The following is a 25,794-nucleotide window of genomic DNA, read 5'->3' on the forward strand; positions in this document are numbered from 1 at the left end:
ATAAAATAGAATTTTGTGAGGGGGTTCAACATGAACTTATTAAAAACAACTTTAAATCATTTTAAGCCATATTGGAGGAAGCTTTTGGTGGCACTCCTGTTTTCCGTCATCGGCGGTCTCTTTACCATCGTCCCGCCGATTCTCGTGAAACGATTGGTGGATGACGTCATTGTCGGAGGGGATCTGAATTTTCTTGCATGGGTAGTTGGCGGGATTCTCGGGGCGTATCTCGGTAAATCCCTGTTTGAAACGATGCAGGAATATGTGCAGGTGAAGATAGGGCTTGATGTGATCACAGATATGCAAATCCGGGCATTCAGGAAGCTTCACCGGACCCCGATGTCGTTTTTCTCAAAGACGCCTAGGGGGGATATGCTCTTCCGTTTGACACATGACGTGGAATCAATCCAGAACCTGAATAATACGGTCGTACCAAGGATACTGCAGCAGGTGGTGGGAGCGGTCGCTGCCTTTTCCACTGTGTTTGTTTTATTCTGGCCCGCGGCGATCGTCATGTTTGCTGTTTTTGCCATTTATATCATCCCTTCCTTTACATTGGGGAAAAAAATGCGAAAGATGAGTGCGGTTCAGCGGGAGATGAGTGCGGATATGTATCAGCACCTGCAGGAAAGCATTGAAAGTGTCAGGTTGGTCAGGACCTATCAGACGCAGGATATGGAAGTAGGCACCCAGGAGAAGAAGCTGAGGGATTGGAAGCAGTTCTCGATCCGGGCAGCGTTGATCGGCAAGGTGAACTGGCGCCTTGGGAATCTCTTTAATATCGCAGCACCGGGTGTCGTCATGCTAATCGGTGGCTGGGCGATCTGGGAAGGAACGATCACCATCGGGACGCTCGTTGCCTGCCTGAGCTTCATCCCCATCATGTTTTTACCGGTAAGATCCATGGCAGAGCATGCCTTGACGATTCAGCAGGCGATTCCGGCCCTGCAGCGGATCTACGAATATTTCGATCTGCCGGAAGAACATGAGGAGAAGCTTCCTGCTTTTGGTCCTGTAAAAGGAAAAATAGACTTACAGAATCTATGGTTTTCGTATCCTGGTAGTGATAAGCAGGTGTTAAAAGGTGTATCTTTGTCACTCAATCAGGGGAATCATATCGGGATCGTCGGAACGAGCGGCGGGGGAAAAAGTACCCTTGTCCAGCTATTACTGGGACTCTATGAACCGCAACAGGGCTCGGTGATGATCGATGATAAGAATCTATTCGACTATAATCGGAACAGTTTCCGCCAGCAGGTAGGGGTCGTGTCCCAGGAGACATTTCTATTGAATAGTACCTTAAGGCAGAATCTGTTATACGGAAAACCCGATGCGATGCCAGAAGAACTCGATCAGGCAGTAGAAGCGGCAGGGTTGAAAGAGTTGATCCTTTCACTAGAGGAAGGGTATGAAACGATCGTCGGGGAAAGGGGATTGAAGCTTTCAGGCGGACAGAGGCAAAGGGTGGCCATGGCTCGTGCCATTCTGAGACAGCCTCCTGTCCTGATCTTCGATGAAGCGACTTCTTCCCTTGACGGGGAGACGGAAGAGCGAGTGCAGGCTTCTTTGGAAAAGCTGATTCCGGGACGGACAACGATCACCATCGCCCACCGTCTTGTCACCGTAAGGAATGCCGATGTCATCATTCTTCTCGATGGAGGAGTCGTGGCGGAAAAAGGCACTCATGAAGAACTGCTTCTGAAGCAAGGGAAGTATTATGAATTATACAGGGCTCAATACAGCGAGCTTGAAAGGGAGTTGATCGGATGAGCGCCAAGAAGAATCGCGACGGTAGAAGAGTGCTGAGCTTTCTCCGTCCTTATAAAAAATGGGTCATCGCGGATTCCGTCGTCATCGCGATCAGCCAGGTATTTTCGGCATTGATCCCGACACTCGCCCTTAGCTGGCTCGTGGATACGATCATTCCGAATGAACATTACAACTGGCTTTGGGGGCTGATGTGGCTCTTAATCCTTTCAGCGGTCCTGGATCTGGTCATGATGGTCATCGACGAATATTTCTGTCACCAGACGGCGAAGACTGTGACGAATTGGCAGAAGCTGCGCCTGTTCCGCCATTTGCAAATCGTCCCGTATTCTTTTTACCATCATAATTCCACGGGAGAGATGCTTGCGAGGGTGTCGGATGATCCGGATACGCTTCATAATTTCCTCGCATGGGAAGGCTCGACCTTCATGGCAAGCGTGCAGGGAGTATCCATTTACAGCCTGGTGCTTCTCTGGATTCATCCTTATCTGATGATCACAAGCGTCGTCCTTGGCGTGATCTTCTATTGGACTTCCAATATGGTAGGGGCAAGGACCCGGTTGGCGTCAGCGGATGCCAGGAAAGAAGCGTCGAGATATCTTGAAAGATTGAGAGAATCGGTGACGGGGATCCATTTGTCCCGGGTCATGGGGGTATCGGACAGTGAAGTGGACAGTGTGATCTCCATCCGTGACAGTTTCGTGCAGCACTCGGTCAAAGAACTGAAAGCGAGGATGCAATCGGTCGTGGTCATTGCGAGTTATAACGGGTTTGCTCTTGGGCTAGTCTATTTAATCAGTACACTCTTAATCTGGAATCAAGGACTGACAAGTGGCCAGATGCTTACTGCCGGTGGTCTTGTGACGATTGCGGCTAATGAAATGCAGCGCCTGCTGAGAAACTGGCTATCTGTCAGAAGGACCGGTCCGGCGTTGGATCGTTCAGAAATTTTGCTTGGTGAGGAAGTTTCGGAAGCTGAGGTGTCAGAAGGCATCGCCAGTGAACGGGCAATCGGCAGCATCTGTCTTCAGGACGTCGCCTTCTCTTATCCTGGTAAAGATGAAAATGTACTAAAGGGTGTCTCCTTTTCAATCGGTGCCGGGGAAAAATGGGCACTGGTCGGCCCGAGCGGATCAGGTAAATCCACGATTGTCGATCTCTTATTCAAGCTCTATGATACGGGAGTCGGCCGGATCGAAGTGGATGGCAGGGATATCAGGGAGTGGGATACAACGTGGCTGCGATCGCAGATGGCCATCGTCACCCAGGATGTCATACTCCGAAGCGGGACACTCGCTGATAATCTGCGGATCGGAAAGCAGGATGCGACGGATGGGGAACTGTTGAAAGCACTCGAAGACAGCGGGCTGGGTGATCTGATCGAGACGCTGCCTGAAGGGCTCTATACTTCGGTCGGTGAAAGGGGAAGCCTGCTTTCAGGCGGACAGAAACAGCGTCTGTCCCTTGCAAGGGCCCTTTTAAAAGATGCTCCCATTCTTATTCTGGATGAAGCAAGCTCCGCCCTTGATCCCATCACGGAAACGAAGATCAACGAAGCCGTACTGCGGGCCGGGAAGAATCAAACGATCATCATCGTTTCCCACCGGTTATCGACGGTCCTGTCTGCGGATCAAATCGTCGTCCTGGAGGATGGACGGATTGCAGAGCAAGGAAAACACGCTGAACTTCTTCAGAATCAGTCCGGTGTCTATTCCAGACTCTTTGGCAGGGAAGCGGAAATTGGCGGGGCGACGATTGATTATGTGTCGTGAGGTCATGTAGGGTAGATTTTGTATAAAAGAAAACGATACTTAGAACATAAAAGAGGACCCATTCCCTACTTCAAATCAGTTGGGAACGGTCCTCTTATCATTATTGTAATATTTAATTATCCCACACTCTGAATTTCCTTCAATTCCTCCGTCAACCGCAGGAATTCTTTTTTATTTCGCTTACATAATGCCTGGTCAATCCCTTGTGCGATTTGCTCTTTCCGAAATGTCAGCAGTGCCTCGTCCAATATCATTTCTGCAAATAGTGAATCCATGTGATTTACATCAGACTGTGGTGAGTTCAGCAAATACTTCTTCATGAAAATCAGCTCCTTGACCTTTTTTCTATTATACTAACCATTTATAGAATATTCAAACATTTTATTAAAAAAATATTCTTGCCCTCAACCTTGGTTCAGGGTTTATTCTGAATTTAGAACAACAAAACGAAGTACATGGAGGAAAGACATATGACAAAATATGCTTTGGTAACAGGAGCGAATAAAGGAATTGGATATGAGGTCGTTCGACAGCTGGCGGAGAATGGGTTTGAAGTTTTCTTAGGAGCACGGAACGAGGAGCTTGGGAAGAAAGCGGCGGAGTCCCTTGGTAAATCGAATGTAACATTTGTTCAATTGGATATCTCCAGTTCACAATCCATTCAGGACTCAGTCCGTACTATTAAGGGAATGACGGATCACCTTGACTTACTGATCAATAATGCCGGAATCGCATTGGATTTCAACATTCAACCGAGTGAAGTGAAGGTCGAAATGCTGCGTGACATTTTTGATGTGAACTTCTTTGGGACATTTCAAATGATGCAAGCGTATCTTCCCTTATTGAAAAAAGCGGAGGGAAGTAAGATGGTGAACGTTACGACGGATATGGCATCCCAGACCATGTTCGACAATGGGGATGTTCATCCCCTCAATATCCTCGGATATAACTCTTCTAAGACGGCTGTGAATTCACTGACATTATCCTTCAGTAAAGAACTGGGGAGTGAGGGTCCTGAAGTCATGGGTGTCACGCCTGGTTTCACTTCCACTGATTTAAACGGGAATGCCCCTGGCGGGAAAACGACGGCCCAAGGAGCAGAAGTCATTGTGAAATACGCTTTGAGTGAGACAAACTATCATGGTAAAATCCTTAATAACGACGGGATTATTCCTTGGTAGAAGGAAGGTACACAATGGATTATTCGATTGGGCAAGTTGCCAAGATGAACAATATGACGATATCCCAACTGCATTACTATGATCGGCAAGGGTTGTTACCCTTTATTAAACGGACGGAAAATGGCGACAGGACTTTCGATGAAGGCTCCCTTAAGTTCCTTGAAATGATCCTCTGTCTGAAAAATACGGGGATGCCGATCAAAAAGATCAAGGAATTTGTCCAGTGGACGATGGAGGGGGATCAAACCTTGCCTGCACGCATGAACATGATGCTCGATCAGGAACAAAACGTCCAACAGCAGATAAGGGATATGCAAGCCAACCTAGAGAAAATTCAAATGAAAATCAAAAGATATGAAAATGAAATGAACTAACTGGAAAACCCCGACTCTATTTAAGAATCGGGGTTTATCGTCATTCTATTTGTCAAAGAAAAGCAAGGATTTCAGAGGATTCTTGAATGTCTTCTTCGTTGCTTCATAATCGAACACGCCGCTGTTACATTCCTCGACTTCTCCAAATCCGATGAAATTCATCCTCATGTCCCTGGAGAGATTCCGTGCGTATTCCCATTCTCCCCATTTTTCAAATAAGTTCACTTGCAGTTCGTGTGCCTTCAATTGGCTTTTAAGGGTTATCGTGTTTTCATCCTGTTCCTTGGTCAACTCTTCCACTTCGCCGAACTTGTTCAGGATAAAATCGATCTCTTCCTGCAGTTTTTCAGGTTCGTTCTCGTATTCATCTGATAAGTTGATTTGACAATTAATGTGGATCTTCATTTTACCCATTGTATTCCTCCATTCATGTTTCTCCTTATCTACTTTTACGGATGGGGCACAGCAGAGGTTTCAATCGTTTCTATCATCCATCATAAGCAATTTGCCCAAGTGGATTCCAGTGATATCCATTTTTGGGTAAAATGAAAGGTCCGTCCCTGCCTGAGGGACGGACCTTTCATTTGTCGATCGGTGATTCGTCATGGACTGGGGATTTGTCCCTTTGGCGTGCCTTCACCAGATAATACGCTGTGATGGCAGAGGTTACGGGGATTGCAAGGGCCACTCCGAGTCCTGCTGAGCCATTGAAGATCATTTCAGAGGTGAATACTTTGGAGTTCACGATGTCCCCGATGGAGTAGGAAAGGTCCTTGAACCAAATCAGGAGCCCCATGTGGCCACCGAAGAAAGCAAAGAACAGCGTATTGGCGCTTGTCCCCAATATATCCCTCCCAAGCCTGATTCCCGATGTGAATAAATCCTTTCGGCTGATACCGGGATTGTGATAGGCAATTTCCCTCATGGGGGAAGAAATCGAAATTGTGACATCGATGATCGCACCGATCGTGCTCATGATGATCATGGACGCACCAATTTTGACGAAATCGACTCCGACATACAGGATTTCTTCTGTTTCTTCCTCACTGCAACTCCTTTGTGGCACTATTGCTGAATACTGGGGTACTTCTGCTGGCCATCATCATGATGAATGATCCGGATACGAAAACGCAGATGGCTAGAAAGGATAATACTAGTATGAAAAAAAGTGTCCACATTCATGAACACTTTTGAAGGAGATTGTCACGCCGCCTTTGAAGCGTTACGCCAATCAGAAGAAAAGCAATTGCTTAGCTTCTGGAATCTAATGCTAAGGTATGAAACGCGTTTCAGAGCAAGAAATATTTTTTATCAACAGGAAAAAATGAATTGAAGACAAAAAACTGGCAGCAAATAATGCTGCCAGTTATAGGTTAAGGGCATCCGATAATAAACGATGTTGGATCACTTGGAGCGGTAAATGGCACCAGAGTCTCAAAAGTAGTCGTCGTATTATCTGTAGCGAAGATGGTCCACGTAATCGTGTTATTGTTTTTATTGAGTACAGCAGTGATTTTGGCATCAAAGGATCGGGATGGACCGTTATTGATCCGGCCGTTGATGGTTCCCTCTACGATGGCTGTCGTCAGATTATTCTCGCAGGAGATGCTGGTTCTCCGGCCCTGGGTGAATTGGAAGTTGTCACCGTTCGAGGCGTTGAATACAAAGTTGAAATTGTCGACGGCAGGGTTACAGATTCCTTGAATACCTGATCCACATTGCACGACCGTAATATTTAACCGTCCCGTATAATCTTGTACGTGACCAAATCGTACAACCCGTATACGTGCACCAGGTTGCGCTCCACCTTGGGTATTTAATCTGAAACGGCATGGACATTCAGGTGGTGGGACCGGACAGTTGAGGTTAACTTGGAAAGGTCCTGCAGTTATTCCGTTTCCAGCTAAGGCTGTTGTAGCAGTGAGCTCCACTGGCCCGATTGCTCCCTGATTCGGAGTCAAAACAGCAGAATAATTTCCATTTGCATCCGTGATGGCAGGGTTCGGTGATACAAACGCAATACTTGGATCAACAGAGAAGAATACCGCTACCTTTTGGGCGGGTATATTTCCGCATAGAACTCTACCTGATAATGGGGCTCCATCACAACCCACTGTACCTGCTGGAGGTATTAGGGTAAGGGACTGCCCATCGCAAACGAGACATTCCGCGCGTACAAAGTTCGTATTAAATACAGGTATTCCGAAGACGACAGCTTCTGCCGTATAAGGGACACCTTCTTGAACCGGGGTGATCGGCTGGACCGTAACGACACTCGAGTAGGATCCATCTGGCCCCGTGACGGGATTGGGTGTTTCGAAATTCAATAATGGACTACTCAAGTTCACGGTTACGCCCGGTACGGGAAGTCCCTGGCAAAGGACACGGCCGGTAATGACTGCACTGCAACTGATCGGCCCAGGGTTATCTAATTCGATGACGGGGTTCTCACAAACGCAGTTCACAGAGGCATTCCGTGGTTCCGAGGTCACTTCTTCTCCGCTGAACATGGAGGAGGCCTGGATGGTGATGGTCTCTGTCACGTTCAGGCCTGGCTGGATGGTAGCGTTAAAGATGCCATCCGCATTGGTGATGGCAGGGTTAGGATTCACCGTGACGGTACCAGAAGACATGACCGTGAAGAAGACAGGAGTATTGATGATCGGTTCACCATTACAGGTGAATTGGCCGGTGATGGTCCCTCCGTCGCACCCGATTGGAGACAATGGCTGATTTAATGTTAATAATGGATTATTGCATCGAACACAGTCGACAAACACATTACCGGAAGCCGTCACTTCGATACCCGTAAAGGTAGCCGACGCCGTATAGTCTGCTTCCTGTCCTTCTGTGTCAAAATTGATTGTTACTAGAGAAGTGAATTCACCGTTCTCGTTGGTTACAGGATTAGGGTTAATAATATTCAATACGGATGATCCTGTAAGCGCAACGGGTACATTAGCCACAGGCTCCCCGTCACATGTCAACCTGCCTGACAGAAATCCATTGCAACTGATTTGAGGGGGGCTGTCCAATGTGATTGAGAGATTTTCACAACCCGGACAATTGATTTCGTATTCTACGGGTTCTGAACGGAATGTATTTCCTCCAATTGTAGCGGTTGTCACGATTGTGACGATCTCAAGGGCTCCTGGAAATGGGAGGATCGTAGCTTCATATACTCCGTCATTATTTGTAAGTGTGGGGTTTGGGGTTACGATGACTTTACCGGAAGGAGAGTCCACTTCAAATCCGATTTCGACATTCGGTACCGGCAACCCTTGACAGGTAACCCTTCCGTCGATTGGGATGCCTTGGCAGGTAACGGCCTGTAATTGGGGTGCGAAGGCTTGTACCGTTTCAGGGGTGGTTACAATCAAATTAGAGCAATTGAGGCATTCCACTCTTGCGGTGATGGTGTCGGTGATGGTTTCTTCGACAACGACAGCTCTTGCTGTGATACTTACATTAGGCGTAACGGGGGTGTTACGGTCGACAATGACGGTTGTGGAGAATTCGCCCCTGCTATTGGTTACAGGGTTAGGATTTTGAAATGTTAAAAGATCAGACGGTGAGGTAAGGTTAACCGTCACTCCCTGCAAAGGACGAAGATCACATCTTACTTTTCCGCTAATCGTGGCATCGCAACTGATTGTTCCCACTTTATCCAGTGTAATGGTAGGGTTTGTACATATTCCCCGTGGAAAAAGACCTGGACAGCCAGGCGGGAAGATTTGTTTTGAAGCATTTGATGCTTTTTTTCTCACATCTATCACGTTCCTTTTTGAAAAAAGTTTATCCCTCCATTATATGCTTTGAAAAACAGGATGGTTCTCTTTTCTATCTAATATAGTCGGAAGTGTAGTGTTTAAGTTTTATCATTAAAGAATAGTTTGGGGAGTGCCACCTCTAAAAGAGGAGGCACTCCCCAAATAACTTTCTTATATTTTAGTAGAATAAATGTAAGAAATCACTACAGGGTGCAAAATAGTGAAACATGGCAAAAAGACTAGAAAGGTGGTGAAAAGTTCTGAAATGGAAGCCATCACTAGATATAGGATGCCTGACATGAGCAAAGGAACCGACCAGAGAATCAATTGTTTGGATCCAAAACGATTGATTTTCACCCATGCTTCTTTTGATTTAAAAGATTTAGGGAAACGAATTCCATAGAGGGAGTCATTTTGATCTTTCCCTGAAGGAAGGGAAGGCTTAATCCAATAAAGAGTAGAGCAGATAAGATGATCACTAGTGAAACGCTGATATTTTTTAATGATTTGACCGCCTTTTTGTTAGACCATTGGAGTTCTAGAATCGCTTGTAATCCTATCCAAAAAGCCGCGAATTTCCCTACAGGCCTTCATTTCATTTTGTTTCTTCGAGAATCCGTGTCCTTCATCGTCAAATGTTAAGTAGTTAACATCGATCCCTCTTTGATTTAAATGATCTATGATTCGCTCCGACTCCTCAGTCTTCACCCTCGGATCGTTCTCTCCGTGTATGATGAACATAGGAGAATTCATATGGTCTATATAGGTAATTGGTGAGTCTCTTACAAGCTTTTCATAGTCTGTTTCAAGATTTCCAACCAGTTGATCCATAAGGGTTCTCCAACTTGCCGGAACATTTTTCAGGAAGGTTAATAGATTCGATATGCCAAATATGTCGACAATTCCACAGAAATACTCGGGATGTCGTCCTGCGAGAAGCAGGCTCATATAACCGCCATAGCTTCCACCCATCGCCACGATTTTGCCCTTTTCAGCAATTTCCTCTTGTATAAGCCATTCCAACCCAGCCACACAGTCATGTCGAGGTCCGTCCCCCCAGTTCCGTTCCACCATCTTCTCGAATGTTGCCCCGTAGCACTTACTGCCCCGGAAGTTGGGGGCGAACAAAGTATAGCCGCTTTGGACGAGGTACTGGAGCACAGGTCTATAGATCATACGCTCTGCTTTCTGAGGTCCCCCATGCGGCCAGAGGATGGTGATTCCATTGGGATTTTCCGGTTTGTACAGCAGGGCTTCAATTTCCAGACCATCATGGCTTTCGTAGTGGACGATGTCCGGCTTAATCATGTTTCCTTCAGGCACGCCAAGTACTTTGGTATTCGTCACCTGTGTCCAGCAGCCGTTCGTTTCCCTTTTGAAAATGGTATCCGTTTTGTCAGCAGAAATTCCAAGCACATAGAGGTTTCCATTGTTAGTGACTATTATTTTTTTGATAACATCGCAGGGGGTATCGATTTTCTCTCCCTCATCCGTAGACAAATCATAGATATATAGATGATCCCTTACGCCTTTTTCCGCTGTGATGACGATCTTATTTGTTTGTTGATGGAACCGGATCGAAGTGATTTCTTCTTTATCCAATGTAAAAAGAGGGTGGAATTCATAGGTTGAAAGGTTAAAAGAAGCAAGGTATGAAAATTCTTTTCCATAGTTCGTTGTGAAATAGATAAACTCCTTGGTCAAGCAAATGTCCTTGATTGTATGAGCGGTGTGAACATCCGGTACCAGGGGCACTTTACTATCGCCAGTCTGGTAAAAGGCAGTGGCATGGGTGTTGGAGTACGTTTCTGTATAGACATAAGACCCGTCGGAAGAGGCGGCCGCCACAACGATCGGAACATGATCACCTTGTTGGATAAGGGTGGTATGGCCCGTTTGTAAATCGGTTTTATAAATATTCAACAATGGGTTTTCATGATTGGTAGAGTAGTACATTTCCTGATCTGTAAAGCAGGCGTGATAGCAAGTGGAACCGGATTCCTCTTCATGGAAGGGGATTGGGGTCCCGCCTGATTTAGGCAAATGTTGCAATTGGTGATTTTCATCCCCATCCTTCTCGAATGTGGCAACAATTTGATCTTGATGGATATGGATGAGACTGCTATTTTGATTGATGGTCGTTAGCCGATAAGGGAACAAGTGGGGAAGATCCATGGCCCAAAGATTAAAGGTCCCGTTAAGGTTCGTGCTGAACACAAGTGTGTCTTCGTTTTCATTAATGGTGAACGTGCTGATTTCAGTAGTGTGGAAATAATGTTCGACTTCCGTTGCAGTGCGGATAGGTCATTCCTCCTTGGAAATACACTTAGTTATAGGTATATTATTCCATTTGGTGGGAGGATAGGCAAGATAAATAAATGAGGATGAATTTCAGGAAATGAATCAATCCTGTTACAAGTAGCCTGGATGGAGATTCGATAGGCAATAATCTTACATACTTCTACAACTATTTCCCCGGAAATTGATAAATACTTATACAATTCGACGCAGCTTCAGCTCTACTGAACAGAAAAAGGAGCCATGGGAACCGTCCCATGGCTCCTCTATATTATATCGCCACTTTAATGCTGTACTCTTTCAACCACCCATTCACTTGGATTAAATAATCCAATAAACCTTTTGCACTAGAATCAGAAAGGCTGCTTTCTCCGTCTGCAATCTTTCTGACAGCTTCTACATCGATCAACTGGAGAATCGGGGAGGTGGAATCATCTAATATATTGGTCATCCACTTCTGGACTCCTGCGAGATACGCATCATCCTTCGTACTAGGATAGGCACTCTTCCGTCTGTTCCGCACATCATCCGGCAAATATCCTTTGAATGCCCTGCGGAGGATGCCCTTCTCGATGTCATCGATATTTTTCATCTCGAACGGGATATTCCATAAATATTCGACGAGTCGGTAATCACAGAATGGTACGCGCACTTCAAAGCCCGTCATCATACTCGCACGGTCTTTGCGGTCAAGCATGAACGGAAGGAAGCGGGTGATGAACATATACGACATCCGCCTTTGCTTTGCTTCAGTATCGCTTTCGCCTTCTAACACGGGCAGCTCTGCGAGTGCTTCCTGATAGCGCTGCTTTTGATATTCCTTGGTGTTCAGCCTATCTTTCAAGTCTTCATTCAGGACACCGGCGATTCCTCCGATATTCAGGAGCCACGGGAACACATCGGCAGCGAGGAACTCCTCCTGATGGAACCACGGATATCCGGAGAACACTTCATCTGCGGATTCCCCCGACAATGCTACGGTGGCATCCTTTTTCATTTCCTTAAATAAAAGGTAGAGGGAGGTCTCGATTTCCCCGACTCCCGGCAGGTCTCTTGCGCGCATAGGGGTTAGAAGGTTGTCCACAAGTTTCTCGGCATCAAATACAATCGAAGTATGGTCCGTCCCTACATGATCTGATACCCGCTTCACCCAAGGTTCATCAAGGTCGCGTCGCAGGAAATCTTCCTTGAAGCTTTCTTCATTGTTCACGAAGTCGATGGAGTAGGTTGGAAGCACTTTGTTTTCCTCCTTGAACTCCTTCCCTGCAATCGCTGTGAGTCCGCTTGAATCGAGGCCGCCAGAGAGCATGGATACAAGTGGTTTATCTGCAATCAGCTGTCTCTTGACCGTATCTTCAAGCAGACCTCGAATGGTTTGTACCGTGGTTTCAACATCATCCGTATGCTCTCTGCTTTCAAGTTTCCAATATTGGACGGTCTTGCGATCATTTTTTGTGACAGTCATGTAATGGCCGCCGCGAACTTCATATATATCTTTGAAAATGGCTTTTCCTGGTGTTTTCATCGGTCCGAGGCCGAATACTTCAGATAAGCCTTCTGTATCGATTTCTGCTTGAACGTCAGGGTGGGCAAGTAAGGCTTTGATTTCGGAGCCGAACAAAATCTGATCTTCTTTAATCGTATAAAATAAAGGTTTTACCCCCAAATGATCACGACCGAGTATGAGTTTTTCTTTTTCCTCATCCCAGATCCCGAAAGCAAAGATGCCGTTGAAGTGACGGACGCAGTCTTCACCCCATTCTAGGTAAGCACGCAGTAGCACTTCTGTATCGGAGTTCGTTGTAAATGGATGATTCCTCTCCGTCAGCTCTTTCCGGAGCTCCAGATAGTTATAAAGTTCCCCGTTGTACGTTAAAGCAATGGTGTTTTTTTCGTTTTGATAGAGCATGGGCTGTTTGCCGCCATCCGGATCGATGACAATCAATCTGCGGTGCCCGAGTGCAGCATGACCCTTCAGCCAACTTCCCTCTGCATCCGGTCCGCGGTGCTCAATGGCATCGGTCATATTCTTTAAGGTCCGTCCCTCATTCGTAAGGTCTTTGGACCAATCAATCCAACCTGCAATTCCACACATATTCCATACGCCTTCTTTCTTTCATTGCATTCATGTTGAGCGCTCAACTATGAAATGAGTTTTGAAGCATTTATATAATGATCCCTGTTACGGGTTCACGTTAAATGGTAAATCTACTGTCTTGTGAACGTCAAAGGATTACCGTTTGTTTTTGAGGAAAAATGTAAAAGGTCGTTCTTTCTTTCCAAAAAACTCCTAAAAAGGCATGTCCTTTGCCTTAATAAAATTGAAGCGGACTTTTGAGCATACTTTTTTCTTTCTTTTATAGGTGGGACATAGTACATTACTCGTATAAGGATAAAAATGATGATTTAAGAGTGGACTATTAAACAATTGAACATCCTTAAAAGAGAGTAGGTCGAATATGCAAGTATCGGAAAAGTTTTATACGTTTATGAGCGAACGAACGTGGCAGTTGACGGAGAATTGGTACGAATCATTGGATAAAAGCGATCCCACTGGCGTATATGCCTCCCGAGATCTTAAAGTGATCCAGACATTGAAGGAACAAAACCATGCGTTCCACGAACGATTCTGTAACCTTTTTAAAGATGTGGACCAGGATACACTATGCAACTTTGAACAATGGATCGAAGAGATTGCCAAGGATGAAGAACACTTGCAGACCCCTACACATTTCATTCTTAGGGAGTTTTTCAGGACTCAGGACCAATATCTAGATATATTAAAAGAGTTTATTCGTATGTATGGCAATGAATATTCACTTGACGAACTTGAGTCATTAAGAAATATCATCATCAAAACCTTCAGCCTTGTTATCTCCAAATTTGCTGAAGAAAATTACGAGTATTCCCAAAGAAGGTTGAATGCCCAGCAGGAAATGATCAGGGAATTGAGTTCTCCAGTCATCTTGTTGAATAAAAAAACCGGAGTCCTGCCTTTGATCGGCGACATCGATACGGGAAGGGCCAGATACATTCTTGAGAATACCCTGGCTGAGTGTGTCGATAAAAATGTCGAGCATCTTTTTATTGATTTATCAGGGGTCATAATGGTAGACACAATGGTTGCCCACCAGTTATTTCAAATTATCGAAAGCCTGAATTTAATCGGTGTGAAGAGCACGATTTCCGGAATTCGTCCGGAAATTGCCCAAACGGCGATTCAGTTGGGGATTTCGTTTGAAAATATTTCGGTCACATCGACTCTCGAACGTGCGTTAAACGAACAAGTATAGTAGATTGAAAGATAAAGTGCGTTTATAAAAACGCTCTTTTTTTTATTTAATTTACTCATACTTTGTTTGAAGTCATTTTATATAGGGAATTACCTCCATTATAGAGTGAATTTGGCAAGGTATGCCCTTGAATAAAACTCACCATAGAAGGAGGGGGCGCAATGCAATTCGTCAAGATGATCCGCTTTCATCAAAATGGATTCACATGTGAATCACCTGCTACACATAAGGAGAAGGATCCGGGTTTCATCAACCGTGTCGTTCATAATCTGTTTCATACCGGTCAAACGATTTACACAACAGAAATAATCTTTCCGAAAGAGGCAGACCGTGACTGGGACGGTTGTTTCTGCTATCTGGAGGAGAATACGATGCAAACGTCAGGTACGAGGACGATTGGGTTCCTTCCCAGGGAAAGCACCATATGGGTGAGGAACATAAGCCATTTTGGTGATGGCATCCCATACTACAATCGTTCCCTTCATCCATTGGTGGAAGATGAATCCGGTGATGGAGAGAATATGATCACCGATACATGGGTGCAGATGAGTGTGGAGGATGCACTGGAGCGAACCCGTCTTTGGAAGGAGAAGAGTGTCCACCTGCCTGATTGGGTCACCGAGTGTTATCTGACGGAGCTCCAGGTGGAGAGGTTGATCTATCCTTCCACAAATGAAAAGGTCATGGAATTTTGGTTGAGTAAAAATTAACACACTGGAGTGTCTGCCTGTGCCATTTTTTTGTTATACTACATAGTAGTTAATCCTACAATCTAAGAGGACCTGAAGTGTAACGATTTTTCGTTCACTATCTATGTATTATATAAAAGGGGAATTCACTTGAAATTTGAAGAATTGAATCCGGATCTCGTGGCATTATGTCAGACAGCCGATCATTTTCACATGGCAGAAACCGTGATCGGCAGTCCATTAAGAGGATTAGATATCCTCTCATTGAAGGGGATAGAACGTAAGAAGAACCTTCCAGTCGACGTGACCAACCTGTTGATCATCTATTTCTTTACAGAGGTGAAAGGCACGGTCTATCACCGGAACGCCCTGGCTAAATTATATAATCACTGGGTATCGAATGAAGTGTTCACCTTTTCTAAAGCACAAGAGATGGTGAAGCTTGATATGCAATCCCAGTTGGGTGAAATCGATCGATTATAATAGAAAGAAGGAGGTCTGGATCCAACGTGATCCAGACCTCTTTTTGTATGTTTGATGCCAACTCAATCAATTTTTAAGAAAAGCATTGTGAAGTATTGGGAATTTTGAAATAATTATGAGTAGGAAAAAGGAAGGAGGGAAGACGGTTATGGCAAAACTGGAAACCGGTACCGTACCGGTGAGCAGTACCTATGAAAGGGAAATGGAATCGATCATTGCCCGGTACGAAGAGGATAGGCATTCGTTCTATGCATTGGCTCTGGCTTTCACGAATCATCATCAGGAGGTGGAGGATCTTTTTTACCGCTCGATTATCCGCCTGGAGGATGAGTCTCGAAAACGGAAGAAGTCTCATTCGGCTGCGGCTACAAGGATATTTCTGGAGGAATGTCAAAAGGTATCGGAACCATCTGTGAGTTCAGAGAATGATCCCTTTCACCTGTTTCATCACCTGGGTGCAGCTGATAAGGAAGCGGTGGCCTTAGTCTTTATGAAAGGGTGCGACCAGGATGACGCCGCTCATATTCTAGATATTTCGATTGATGAAGTGAAGTCCCGCTTATTCAGAGGCATACGGAAGCTTCGTGAAATGATGGGGAAGGACCCTGAAGTGGAAGGCTGCCACAAGTATCAGAAGCATTATCTGGATTACTTAGGAAGAACGATGGATCGACCGGAAAAGGTGGATTTTGAAATACATATATATCATTGCACGGATTGTCAGGAAGACCTCGCTTCATTTCAGGAAGTGACTCTCGCCCTTGCCGAATTGGCAGAAGAGACCCATCTACCGGCAGATGTCATGGAGAGAGTCAGAAACAGACTGGATCAAAGGGAAGCACAGAGACAGAAGCGGAGGAAGAAACGGAAATCGATCCTCCTTTCCTTCGCGGGAGTATTTGTACTCCTGATTGTCACAGGGTTTATCACCGGTGGGTTTGCTAGTCTCTACTATTCTTACACGGAGGATGATGAACAGCTCCGGGCCATTCTCCAGCACAATCTTGGTGAACGTCTCGACCTGGAGTCGGAGAGTGACGGTGTAAAGGTTACGATCAAGAGTGTTGTAGCGGATGACGTGCAGACGCTCGTCTTTTATGAAGTAGAAGACATGAAGGGAGAAAATCGATATATGATGAACCCTTATGAAGGGGTCATCATCGAAAACGAATACGATGTCATGAAGAGGGACGAGCAATCCAGTTTCTATTCTCCTCCCCGGGATCAGGAAAACCTACATAATGATAAGAAAAATGTCTATAGGGGAACCATCAGTCTCCAGCCGGTCTCAGTGGACGAGGGGACGATAAAATTACAGATTGTCCGACTCATGCAATTAAACGAAGATCCTTCAACCGGCGAATGGATCGGCGGCGGGGAAATGAGATTTGCCGAAGGGGGTTGGAGCTTTGAGATTCCATTCGAAAAGCAGCCATCCCGTGTCCATAAGCTGGATAAGAAGATGGAAGTGGCAGGCATACCGGTCCGATTGGATCAAATGACGATCGCGCCAACTGCAACAGTTCTTGAATATAGCTTTCAGGAGCAAGAAAAGGATGGTCGGATCGATATGATGACCTTTGAGTCGGTTGAATCGAAAGATAAAAAATGGGAGGCGGATCAATTCGGGGGCATGATGTATGGAGGAGCTTCTGATAATGAGGGATGGAATTCCTTTAAAACGGCCTTTGACACTCTCTATTTTGATGATCCTAAGATGGTGACCATCCGATTTGGATCGGCTCATCTTTTTGTAAAGGATCAAAAAGTCATTGAACTAGATGTAAATAAAGAGTTGCCGGATACGATAGAGTATCTCGGTAACACGATCACCATCGATGACATCAAAATCGGTAGCCCGACACAGGTGACCCTCACACACGACTTGCCGAAAGATCGTGAGTATGAAAGTGTAAACTATTTATATTATAAGACTGCGGAAGAAGAGGAAGATTACTACTCAATCGGAGTCAGTGGCGGGGATGGCATATTAATGGACAAGGATGGCAAGAAGTATGAGCCGGGTTCCTATGAGTACGAGAAGCTGGACCAGCCCCGTTATTTTGAAACGGAACAAACCATTGATTTTTACAACGATGGCTCCAGTGATGACGTCGTGCCGACAGAGCTTGTCATCGACGGCTACAGCACCACCAAATACCTGGACGATTCGGTGAAGGTGAAGCTAGAATAACGGCTTAAAGGGAACAGTACCATGCTGTTCCCTTTTTTCTTGATCCACCACCGGAATATCTTCCCCATTCAGAGAAACAATAGGTTTGTCGTCACCAGGGTGACAAAGTTAGTTTTCATCATTCTTGAAACCCCCATGCTGGAAGGCCTATCATTAAAATAAGAAATTATTATTTATACATGAAAGGATGAGAGAAGTGGCGCAATCCAATATGAAAGTTGCGGTACAAAAGTTTGGTAACTTCCTCAGTTCTATGGTTCTGCCGAATATAGGTGCATTTATCGCTTGGGGTTTAATTACAGCGTTGTTCATACCAACTGGGTTCTTTCCAAATGAAAGCCTTGCCAAACTGGTCGGGCCGATGGTTACGTACCTGTTACCGTTATTGATCGGGTATACAGGAGGTAAGCTCGTACACGACCAGCGTGGTGGGGTCGTGGGTGCCATCGCGACAATGGGTGTCATTGTCGGTGCACCTGATACACCGATGTTCTTAGGTGCCATGGTCATGGGGCCGCTTGGAGCATATGTGATCAAGAAATTTGATGGAATGATCGAAGGGAAGATACGGGCAGGATTTGAAATGCTCGTGAATAACTTCTCGGCAGGTATCCTTGGGGGAATCCTGGCAATTCTGGCATTCTTAGGTGTCGGTCCTGCAGTGGATGCATTTACAAGTCTACTCGTTGAAGGTGTTGACTGGCTGGTTGCAGCAGGCCTGCTTCCATTAACCAGTATCCTGATCGAACCAGCGAAGATTCTATTTTTAAATAATGCCATCAACCACGGTGTCCTGTCACCAATCGGGCTGGAGCAGGTCCAGCAGGGTGGAAAATCGATTCTATTCCTATTGGAGGCTAACCCGGGACCAGGTCTTGGTGTCCTGCTTGCATTTATGTTCTTTGGAAAAGGAACGGCGAAACAATCAGCACCTGGAGCAGGAATCATTCACTTCTTTGGTGGGATTCATGAAATCTACTTCCCATACGTATTAATGAAGCCGATGCTATTCATCTCCGTCATCCTTGGTGGAATGAGCGGAGTATTTACTCTTGTTTTATTAGGTGGAGGACTGGTATCACCAGCGTCACCTGGAAGTATCATTGCTATTACGGCCGTTACTCCTCCTGAAGGAATGGCGTATCTGGCAAACTTCGCAGCAGTATTCGTTGCTGCAGCCGTTTCCTTCATCGTATCGGCCATCGTCTTGAAATCAAGCAAAACGACAGATGAAGACATCGAAGGCGCTACAAAGAAAATGCAGGAAATGAAAGGTAAGAAAAGCTCCGTTGCAGGTCATGTGAGCAAAGGAACACTTCCTGAAGAAGTAAATAAAATCGTCTTTGCCTGTGATGCAGGTATGGGCTCGAGTGCCATGGGTGCGTCCCTTCTGCGTAAAAAAGTGAAGGCGGCAAATCTCGATGTCAGCGTGACAAATACATCGATCAGCAATCTTCCATCAGATGCTCAGGTCGTCATCACACAAGAAGAACTGACGCCTCGTGCAAAAAATAAACTACCGAATGTGTATCACATCTCTGTGGATAACTTCCTATCCAGTCCTGAGTACGACAAGCTGATCGCGAGTCTTCAGGACGGGATCACGGATGAGCAGGCAGAGGTTGTCGAAGAGGCAGAGGAAGAGGCGGTTAACGCTGAACCGAATGCAGATCACGATGACGATCTACTACTTGAAGAGAACATCTTCATGAATCAGTCATTCTCCACGAAAGAAGAAGCGATCCGGTTCGCCGGGGAAGCTCTTGTCAAAGCAGGGTATGTGGAAGAAAGCTATGTAGATGCTATGATTGATAGAGAAGGAATCACATCTACGTATATGGGTAATAATGTAGCGATCCCACACGGTACGGAAGACGCAAAGAAAGCCGTCATCAAGTCCGGATTCACGGTCGTTCAAGTTCCGGACGGCGTCGACTTCAACGGTGAAAAGGCGAAGATGATCTTTGGTATCGCCGGTAAAGACGGTACGCATCTTGAAATCCTATCCGGCATCGCCGTTGTCTGCTCAGAGCAGGAAAACGTCGACCAGATGGTGCAGGCGAAGTCAGCTAAAGAACTGAAAGACATCATCAACAGCAACTAGAGAAATCATTCAGAAAGGCGGGATCCCTGCCTTTCTGTTCTCATTTGTTTTGAAAAAAAGCTCATGCCAGGGAAAGAGGGGAAAGGATGTTTATTACCTCAAGGGAAAAAGCCATTATTGAATTGATTGTAAAAACCTCAGGGAAACATACCGTGTACTCTCTTTCTGCGTTTTTAAATGTGAGCGGGAGAACCGTACAGCGAAATTTGAAATCAATCGAAAGCATTTTAAAACAGTACCATCTGGAATTGAAAAGGACGGCCAATGAAGGTCTGTTCATCGATGGGAAGAATGAGCATATCTATCGTTTAATACAAAACCTTGCGGATGTGAGTCCGACTGACGAAACACCTGAGGAACGAAAGCTGAACCTCCTGATCATCCTTCTGCATGAAGGCCCTTCTTTTAAAAAACAGGTACTGGCGAGTCAGCTCGGGATCAGCGTGACAACCTTGTCATCTTATCTGGATGAGCTTGCCGATTGGCTTCAGAAGTATGGGATCACCCTGACGAGGAAACGAGGGGTGGGGGTTGAGCTTGTGGCGGAAGAAGTCGACAAGCGTCATGCCCTGGCAAGTTTTTTTCTGGTTCATTTTTATGAAGACATTATCGAGACCCTGTATGGGAGGCAAAAGGGCCATCATCTTGATGAACCGGTTCTCGGTTATTTCAAACCGGACTATTTACTCGCCGTCGACCAGGTGGTGAATCACCATTTGGCAGAAGAGCAGATCACGTTAACGGACAGTGATTATATCGGTCTTGTCGTGCATATCTGCCTGACAGTCCAGCGAACCGAGAAGGGCTTCGGATTACAGCAAAGGGAACCATCCGAAGAAGAGGCAACAGGTGAGTTCCAGTTGATGGACAGGATATGCCGGGAACTGACAAAGCGGATTCCCGTTTCAATCAACCTTCTGGACATTCAATTCTTGACGGTCATCTTGAAAGGATCAAAGGTGCAGGATCCAGAAGTCGTATACTACGACAGTATCCTCCTTGGGCATCTGATCAAAAATGTCATCAAGGATGTATCGGCAGACCTCCACGTGGATCTGTCCGATGATTTTTCTCTGTTTCAGGGACTCCTTGCCCATATGGGACCGTCCATCTTCCGTTTGCAACAGGAGCTCGATCTTTTTAATCCCCTGACGGATGAAATCAGGAAGAAGTATCCGGTCTTATTTTTAGCTGTAAAAAAGAGCCTGGAAATGGAGTTCAAGGATATCTCATTTCCGGATGATGAGGTGGCGTTCATCGTCCTTCATTTCGGATCCGCCATGCTGATGAATGAAGAAAAGGTCAATATCCAGGCCGTGGTCGTATGTCCCACAGGAATCGGGACCTCAAAGATGCTCGCAAGCCGCATCCAGCGGGAGTTGAGCATGATCAACAAGGTGGAAATCCTGTCTATCAAGGATTTTCAGAATGCGGATCTCGAGGAGTACGACATTGTCATTTCTACCGTCAGGCTTCCCTTTACGGAAGTGGAGTATATTCTCGTGAGTCCATTATTGAGTGAGAAGGACATCGGTTTCATCCAAAGCTACCTCCAGAATAACGTCGAGAAGCTGACGAGGAAAAAATATTTGAAACCATCCCCGAAGTCTGACGGGAAAGGCGAAGTGAGAATGCTCCTTCAGGAGATCAAAGATGTCCATTCCAGCATGGAAGCCATCCTTACCAATTTTCGCGTATACCGGAAGCAGTCTGCGGGCAATCACGTCAGGATCCTGAGTGAAATGGTGGAGCAGGCAGACCGGGATGGACTTCTACAACAGCCTCAAGTGGTCCTGGATCAACTGATGGAAAGGGAGAAGAAAGGCGGACTGGGCATCCCGAACACGAATATGGGGCTTTTCCATTGCCGGGATCATAACGTAAATAAGCTGATCTTTCAGGTGGCCCATCTGGATGAACCTTGCAAGATCAAGGGGATGGATGGTGCTGAGATGGAGATGAAGAGCCTTCTCCTGATGCTTGCCCCGGAAGAGTTGAGCAGACGGGAGCAGGAAATCCTCAGCCTGATCTCAACAAGTTTAATCGAAGATCATCGATCGATGATGATTTATTCGTCCACGAACGAAGCGATCATTTTAAAGAAATTAGAAGAAATCTTTCTGGACTACTTACAAACTAATTTGATAAAGGAATGATGATGTTGAAACAAGCCGTACATTTTGGAGCAGGAAACATAGGCAGAGGGTTTATCGGAGCATTGTTTTCCCAATCAGGTTACCATGTGACCTTTGTGGATATTGCGGAACAAGTGATCAATAAACTGAATCAAGAAGGACGCTATGAGGTGAAGCTTGCAACGGAAACGATGGAAACAGAAACGATTGAGAATGTGTCCGGCCTGAACAACCTTCATCAGGAAGGGGAAGTAATCGATACGATCGTCTCGTCTACCTACCTGACGACGGCAATCGGACCGAACATCCTGCCACGGATCTCACCCCTGATTGCTAAAGGGATCACGAAGCGAGTGGCCTCTTCAGATGATCCGTTATACGTCATCGCATGTGAAAACCAGATCGGTGCAACGGATATTTTGAAAAAGCATATCTTGGAAAATCTTGATGAAGATACGGCTGCAAAGCTTGAAGGCAAAGTCTTCTTCTTCAATTCAGCGGTGGATCGCATTGTACCGATGCAGGATCAAGGTTCATTGGACGTCCTCGTTGAGCCATACTACGAGTGGGTGGTTGAGACGACCGAAGAAATCCCGCCTGTTGAAGGAATGACGATCGTGGAAGATCTTGCACCGTTCATCGAGCGGAAGCTGTTCACGGTGAACACAGGGCATGCTGTCATTGCTTACCTTGGATATCTGCAAGGGAAATCGACCATTGATCAGACATTGGCCGATGAAGAAATCGCTGCACAAGTGAAGGAAACGTTGAAAGAAACAGGTGCCTACCTTGTGAAGCAATATGGTCTCGATGAAAACGACCATATTGCTTATATTGATAAAAACATCGAACGCTTCAAAAATGCCTATTTGAATGATGATGTGACCCGTGTGGGACGCGCGCCGATCAGAAAGCTTGGTCCCGATGACCGCTTGATCCGCCCGACCACCGAAGCTCAAAAAGCAGGACTGTCTTATTCGTATCTCGCCAAAGCGATTGCAGCAGCGCTACTGTTTGACAATCCTGAAGACGAACAGGCCATGGAAATCCAGGGCATGATCAAGGACCATGGACCAGCTCATGTTTTGAAAGAAGTGAGTGGATTGGATGCGGATAGTGAAATCGTGAAGGAAGTAATGGTTCAGTATGAAGCATTGAAGAAATAAATGGATGGACTGTCGGATGGAATCCGGCAGTCTTTTTTTATGAGTTTTGACTACGTGTCCTTTCTGTGACACCCTTCAACCCACGCCAATCCTACACCTGAGTCAACCTCATTATTTTTCAGCGGAAAATGAAAAAATAAAGATAGAATTCCCCTCATCCCGGGTGTAAAATATATAAAAATACACTCTCATATTTTGACATGCAGGAGGAAACAACCGAATAAATTATACAGTTATGCCTAAAGTTGCTTTCGTTTTTCCAGTCTGGAAGATTCAAAGAATGCTTCCACCAATATAAGAATTCAGAATGTTAAAAATACGATAAGAGGTTGATGAAAGTTGGCAATGGATACGAATGAAATAGCTGTAAAGGAACAAACGATTTTTCACCATACGGGGAATAAGATCAAGACGGAAGACCGGGATATCCAGATCATCGCGAAAATGGAAGAGCCACTAGTCGTCGTGCTCGGGAATGTGCTCAGCCACGAAGAATGTGATGAACTCATCCAATTGTCAAAAGACCGTGTCGAGCGCTCGAAAATCGGGAATACACGGACGGTCGATGGACTGAGAACAAGTAGTTCTGTGTTTTTGGAAGAAAGTCATGACGTCGTGACACGCGTTGAAAAGCGAGTCTCTCAAATTATGAATATACCCGTTGAGCATGGGGAGGGTCTTCAGATCCTGAACTATAAACCGGGGCAGGAGTACAAGGCTCATTTCGATTTCTTCTCTGCATCGGCAAGGCCCGTGAAGAATCCGAGGATCAGTACCCTTGTCATGTATTTGAACGACGTAGAGGAAGGCGGGGAAACCTATTTTCCGAAGCTGAATCTCTCCGTTTCCCCTCAAAAGGGAATGGCGGTATACTTTGAATATTTTTATGATAATCAGGAACTGAACGATTTAACGCTGCATGGCGGTGCACCGGTTGTCATCGGGGACAAATGGGCTGCGACCCAGTGGATGAGAAGGCAGGTATTTAAATAATGGAGAGGAGGAGTAGCCCAAGAGTGGGATGCTCCTCCTTTTTAGCTTGCTGATTTCACCGGATTCACCACTCCGGCATTCATTTTTTTCACGTTGATGGTGTGGATGATCATGCCGGCGATGATCAGGAGGATGCCGAGGAGAGCAAATCCCGACGGAAGGGGAACGGAAAGGATTGCCGCTTCTCCCATAATGACGAACAGAATCTGGGTCGACTGGGTCGCTTCTACTGCCGCAAGCTTCCCGGGATGTTGCCTTGCCATGTTCGTCGCAAGGAAAAAGAGGGAAGTCGCAATCACACCTGAGCAAACGGCCACGATAAAGGATTGTGTCACTTGACCCGTGGAGGGGACGCCTACTTTAAAAAACGCATAGCTTCCAAGGATCAGCCAGAAGGGGGTACTTGCGATCGTCATTCCGAGTACCCGTTGGAACGTATCAAGCTTTCCTCCGCATACCTCCATCATTTTACGGTTCCCAAGAGGGTAAGCGAACGCTGCGATGATCACCGGTAAGACGCCTGTGATCATTTCTGGAAAAGACAGCCCACTGGCATTTTCCTGTTGGATGAACAGTACTCCGATTAAAATGATCGAGGAAATGCCGAGAGCCCTTTTTTGAATGGAGTGCCTGCGTCTCACAGGTCCTGATGTAAAAAACAAGGGAGCGAGCAGGATCCCTGCCACAATCGTGAATTGCCACGTGCCGGCAACAAGCCAGCCAGGTCCATATGCTGCCGCATACGTCAAAGGACCATAAAAGAGGACAAACCCGACAAAGCTCCACGTCAGCCACTCGTATGGCTTCTTCCTCATTTCAATCCACACTTGATTTATATTCTTCCGTAAACCTACAATAAGGAAAAGGAAAGGGAGCATGAACAAAAAACGCAGGGACGAACTCCACATCCAGCTTCCGCCGGCCAGTTCCATGGACCGGTTCAGGATGAAGGTGACGGCAAAGAACATGGATGAAATGATACCGATAGTCAGTTCTTTGATGGGAAGCACTCCTTTCTAATGACATACACTATCGTTTATTTTAAATTCATTTTAGAGGAAAAATCCTCACTAAGGAAGTTAAAAATAGTTTTTTTAATCGTTGATTGGTGGTTTTTAAGGGCTTGAGACTATCACATTCACATCATTGTGGAAAAATCGTCCTTAATTGCGTCGTTTTCGAGGGAGATTGCGTCATTATGGAAGTAATTGCGTCGTTTTTAAATTAATTGCGTCATTCCCCATAGTTCATGCGTATTTTTGAAATAAATGGTAATGCGAGCTCCGAAATCACGCTATATCCATAAACCAATTGACAACCATTTCAAGAGAATGATATAGTTATGCCAATAAAAAATATACAGTCACTCTCTGATAATAGAGGCGCGAGAATGATGAGTACCTTCTTTGAGAATAATGGATTCCGGGATAAGTTGGGAAAGGCAGATCGCCGAAGCAGAAAATAGCCAATTCTATTTTTTGTTGGGCCAGCATTGAAGAAATGCTGGACTGTCACAATGCAAAGGTTGTGGAGCACTATTGAAGAGATGTTAATACATAGTCTTCATCATGTTTC

General features: G+C 45.7%; 20 protein-coding genes, 1 pseudogene and 1 riboswitch. Of the genes and pseudogenes, 13 read left to right on the forward strand and 8 right to left on the reverse strand.

Annotation, left to right across the window (positions count from 1 at the left end; genetic code table 11):
• Positions 1-30 precede the first annotated feature (30 nt).
• Both P8596_RS05760 and P8596_RS05765 read left to right on the forward strand, forming a co-directional pair.
• On the forward strand, positions 31-1,770 hold the full coding sequence (locus P8596_RS05760) for an ABC transporter ATP-binding protein (RefSeq protein ID WP_279726299.1): 1,740 nt from the start codon (positions 31-33) through the stop codon (positions 1,768-1,770).
• Positions 1,767-3,539, forward strand: a complete 1,773-nt coding sequence (locus tag P8596_RS05765; RefSeq protein ID WP_224520834.1) for an ABC transporter ATP-binding protein — start codon at positions 1,767-1,769, stop codon at positions 3,537-3,539. Before P8596_RS05760 ends, P8596_RS05765 begins: the two co-directional genes overlap by 4 nt.
• 116 nt (positions 3,540-3,655) lie before the next feature.
• On the opposite strand, the gene P8596_RS05770 is transcribed toward P8596_RS05765, so the two are convergent.
• On the reverse strand, positions 3,656-3,859 hold the full coding sequence (locus tag P8596_RS05770; protein ID WP_224520833.1) for an IDEAL domain-containing protein: 204 nt from the start codon (positions 3,857-3,859) through the stop codon (positions 3,656-3,658).
• Between the two features lie 150 nt (positions 3,860-4,009).
• Here P8596_RS05770 and P8596_RS05775 point away from each other — a divergent pair, with 150 nt between their 5' ends.
• Positions 4,010-4,720, forward strand: coding sequence for an SDR family NAD(P)-dependent oxidoreductase (locus tag P8596_RS05775; RefSeq protein ID WP_224520832.1), 711 nt, complete (start codon positions 4,010-4,012; stop codon positions 4,718-4,720).
• Between the two features lie 14 nt (positions 4,721-4,734).
• Positions 4,735-5,094 carry a MerR family transcriptional regulator gene (locus P8596_RS05780; protein WP_224520831.1) on the forward strand — a complete coding sequence of 120 codons (360 nt, stop codon included), beginning with the start codon at positions 4,735-4,737 and terminating at the stop codon, positions 5,092-5,094.
• A 45-nt stretch (positions 5,095-5,139) separates the two neighbouring features.
• Here P8596_RS05780 and P8596_RS05785 read toward each other — a convergent pair whose 3' ends face one another.
• The 6 genes and pseudogenes from P8596_RS05785 to asnB all read right to left on the reverse strand — a co-directional run bounded on the left by P8596_RS05785 (position 5,140) and on the right by asnB (position 13,257).
• Entirely contained in the window at positions 5,140-5,508 is a 369-nt protein-coding gene (locus tag P8596_RS05785) for a hypothetical protein (protein ID WP_224520830.1), read from the reverse strand.
• Between the two features lie 166 nt (positions 5,509-5,674).
• A pseudogene (locus tag P8596_RS05790) lies at positions 5,675-6,139 on the reverse strand (YibE/F family protein); the annotation flags it as partial.
• A 328-nt stretch (positions 6,140-6,467) separates the two neighbouring features.
• Positions 6,468-8,861: a transthyretin-like family protein gene (locus P8596_RS05795; RefSeq protein WP_224520829.1), complete on the reverse strand. Its 2,394-nt coding sequence runs from the start codon at positions 8,859-8,861 to the stop codon at positions 6,468-6,470.
• Between the two features lie 174 nt (positions 8,862-9,035).
• Positions 9,036-9,221 carry a hypothetical protein gene (locus tag P8596_RS23875; RefSeq protein ID WP_397545328.1) on the reverse strand — a complete coding sequence of 62 codons (186 nt, stop codon included), beginning with the start codon at positions 9,219-9,221 and terminating at the stop codon, positions 9,036-9,038.
• A 165-nt stretch (positions 9,222-9,386) separates the two neighbouring features.
• On the reverse strand, positions 9,387-11,081 hold the full coding sequence (locus tag P8596_RS05805; protein ID WP_224520828.1) for an alpha/beta hydrolase family protein: 1,695 nt from the start codon (positions 11,079-11,081) through the stop codon (positions 9,387-9,389).
• A 352-nt stretch (positions 11,082-11,433) separates the two neighbouring features.
• The gene (gene asnB / locus P8596_RS05810) at positions 11,434-13,257 is read right to left on the reverse strand and encodes an asparagine synthase (glutamine-hydrolyzing) (RefSeq protein WP_224520827.1); all 1,824 of its coding nucleotides are present in this window, start codon (positions 13,255-13,257) and stop codon (positions 11,434-11,436) included.
• Positions 13,258-13,621: 364 nt separating this feature from the next.
• On the opposite strand from asnB, the gene P8596_RS05815 reads away from it, so the two are divergent.
• The 8 genes from P8596_RS05815 to P8596_RS05850 all read left to right on the forward strand — a co-directional run bounded on the left by P8596_RS05815 (position 13,622) and on the right by P8596_RS05850 (position 24,219).
• Complete coding sequence (locus tag P8596_RS05815; protein ID WP_224520826.1) at positions 13,622-14,455, forward strand: STAS domain-containing protein; 834 nt, start codon at positions 13,622-13,624, stop codon at positions 14,453-14,455.
• Between the two features lie 161 nt (positions 14,456-14,616).
• Complete coding sequence (locus P8596_RS05820) at positions 14,617-15,165, forward strand: hypothetical protein (RefSeq protein ID WP_224520825.1); 549 nt, start codon at positions 14,617-14,619, stop codon at positions 15,163-15,165.
• 129 nt (positions 15,166-15,294) lie between these two features.
• Positions 15,295-15,627: a hypothetical protein gene (locus P8596_RS05825; protein WP_051758405.1), complete on the forward strand. Its 333-nt coding sequence runs from the start codon at positions 15,295-15,297 to the stop codon at positions 15,625-15,627.
• A gap of 148 nt (positions 15,628-15,775) precedes the next feature.
• Positions 15,776-17,821 carry a DUF4179 domain-containing protein gene (locus tag P8596_RS05830; RefSeq protein WP_279726303.1) on the forward strand — a complete coding sequence of 682 codons (2,046 nt, stop codon included), beginning with the start codon at positions 15,776-15,778 and terminating at the stop codon, positions 17,819-17,821.
• A gap of 196 nt (positions 17,822-18,017) precedes the next feature.
• The gene (locus tag P8596_RS05835) at positions 18,018-19,925 is read left to right on the forward strand and encodes a PTS mannitol transporter subunit IICBA (RefSeq protein WP_279726305.1); all 1,908 of its coding nucleotides are present in this window, start codon (positions 18,018-18,020) and stop codon (positions 19,923-19,925) included.
• 86 nt (positions 19,926-20,011) lie between these two features.
• The gene (locus P8596_RS05840; protein ID WP_279726306.1) at positions 20,012-22,081 is read left to right on the forward strand and encodes a BglG family transcription antiterminator; all 2,070 of its coding nucleotides are present in this window, start codon (positions 20,012-20,014) and stop codon (positions 22,079-22,081) included.
• Positions 22,082-22,086: 5 nt separating this feature from the next.
• On the forward strand, positions 22,087-23,226 hold the full coding sequence (locus P8596_RS05845) for a mannitol-1-phosphate 5-dehydrogenase (RefSeq protein ID WP_279726968.1): 1,140 nt from the start codon (positions 22,087-22,089) through the stop codon (positions 23,224-23,226).
• A gap of 345 nt (positions 23,227-23,571) precedes the next feature.
• Complete coding sequence (locus P8596_RS05850) at positions 23,572-24,219, forward strand: 2OG-Fe(II) oxygenase (RefSeq protein ID WP_279726969.1); 648 nt, start codon at positions 23,572-23,574, stop codon at positions 24,217-24,219.
• 41 nt (positions 24,220-24,260) lie between these two features.
• Here the strand turns inward: P8596_RS05850 and P8596_RS05855 are convergent, their stop codons facing one another.
• The gene (locus tag P8596_RS05855; protein ID WP_279726970.1) at positions 24,261-25,163 is read right to left on the reverse strand and encodes a DMT family transporter; all 903 of its coding nucleotides are present in this window, start codon (positions 25,161-25,163) and stop codon (positions 24,261-24,263) included.
• On the opposite strand from P8596_RS05855, the gene P8596_RS05860 reads away from it, so the two are divergent.
• Complete coding sequence (locus P8596_RS05860; RefSeq protein ID WP_279727058.1) at positions 25,096-25,239, forward strand: hypothetical protein; 144 nt, start codon at positions 25,096-25,098, stop codon at positions 25,237-25,239. The genes P8596_RS05855 and P8596_RS05860 overlap by 68 nt on opposite strands.
• Before the next feature lie 349 nt (positions 25,240-25,588).
• Positions 25,589-25,765, forward strand: a riboswitch (Lysine riboswitch).
• The last annotated feature ends 29 nt before the right edge of the window (positions 25,766-25,794 follow it).

It is taken from the genome of Rossellomorea sp. DA94 (assembly GCF_029834455.1).
In the GTDB taxonomy this organism is placed as follows: domain Bacteria; phylum Bacillota; class Bacilli; order Bacillales; family Bacillaceae_B; genus Rossellomorea; species Rossellomorea vietnamensis.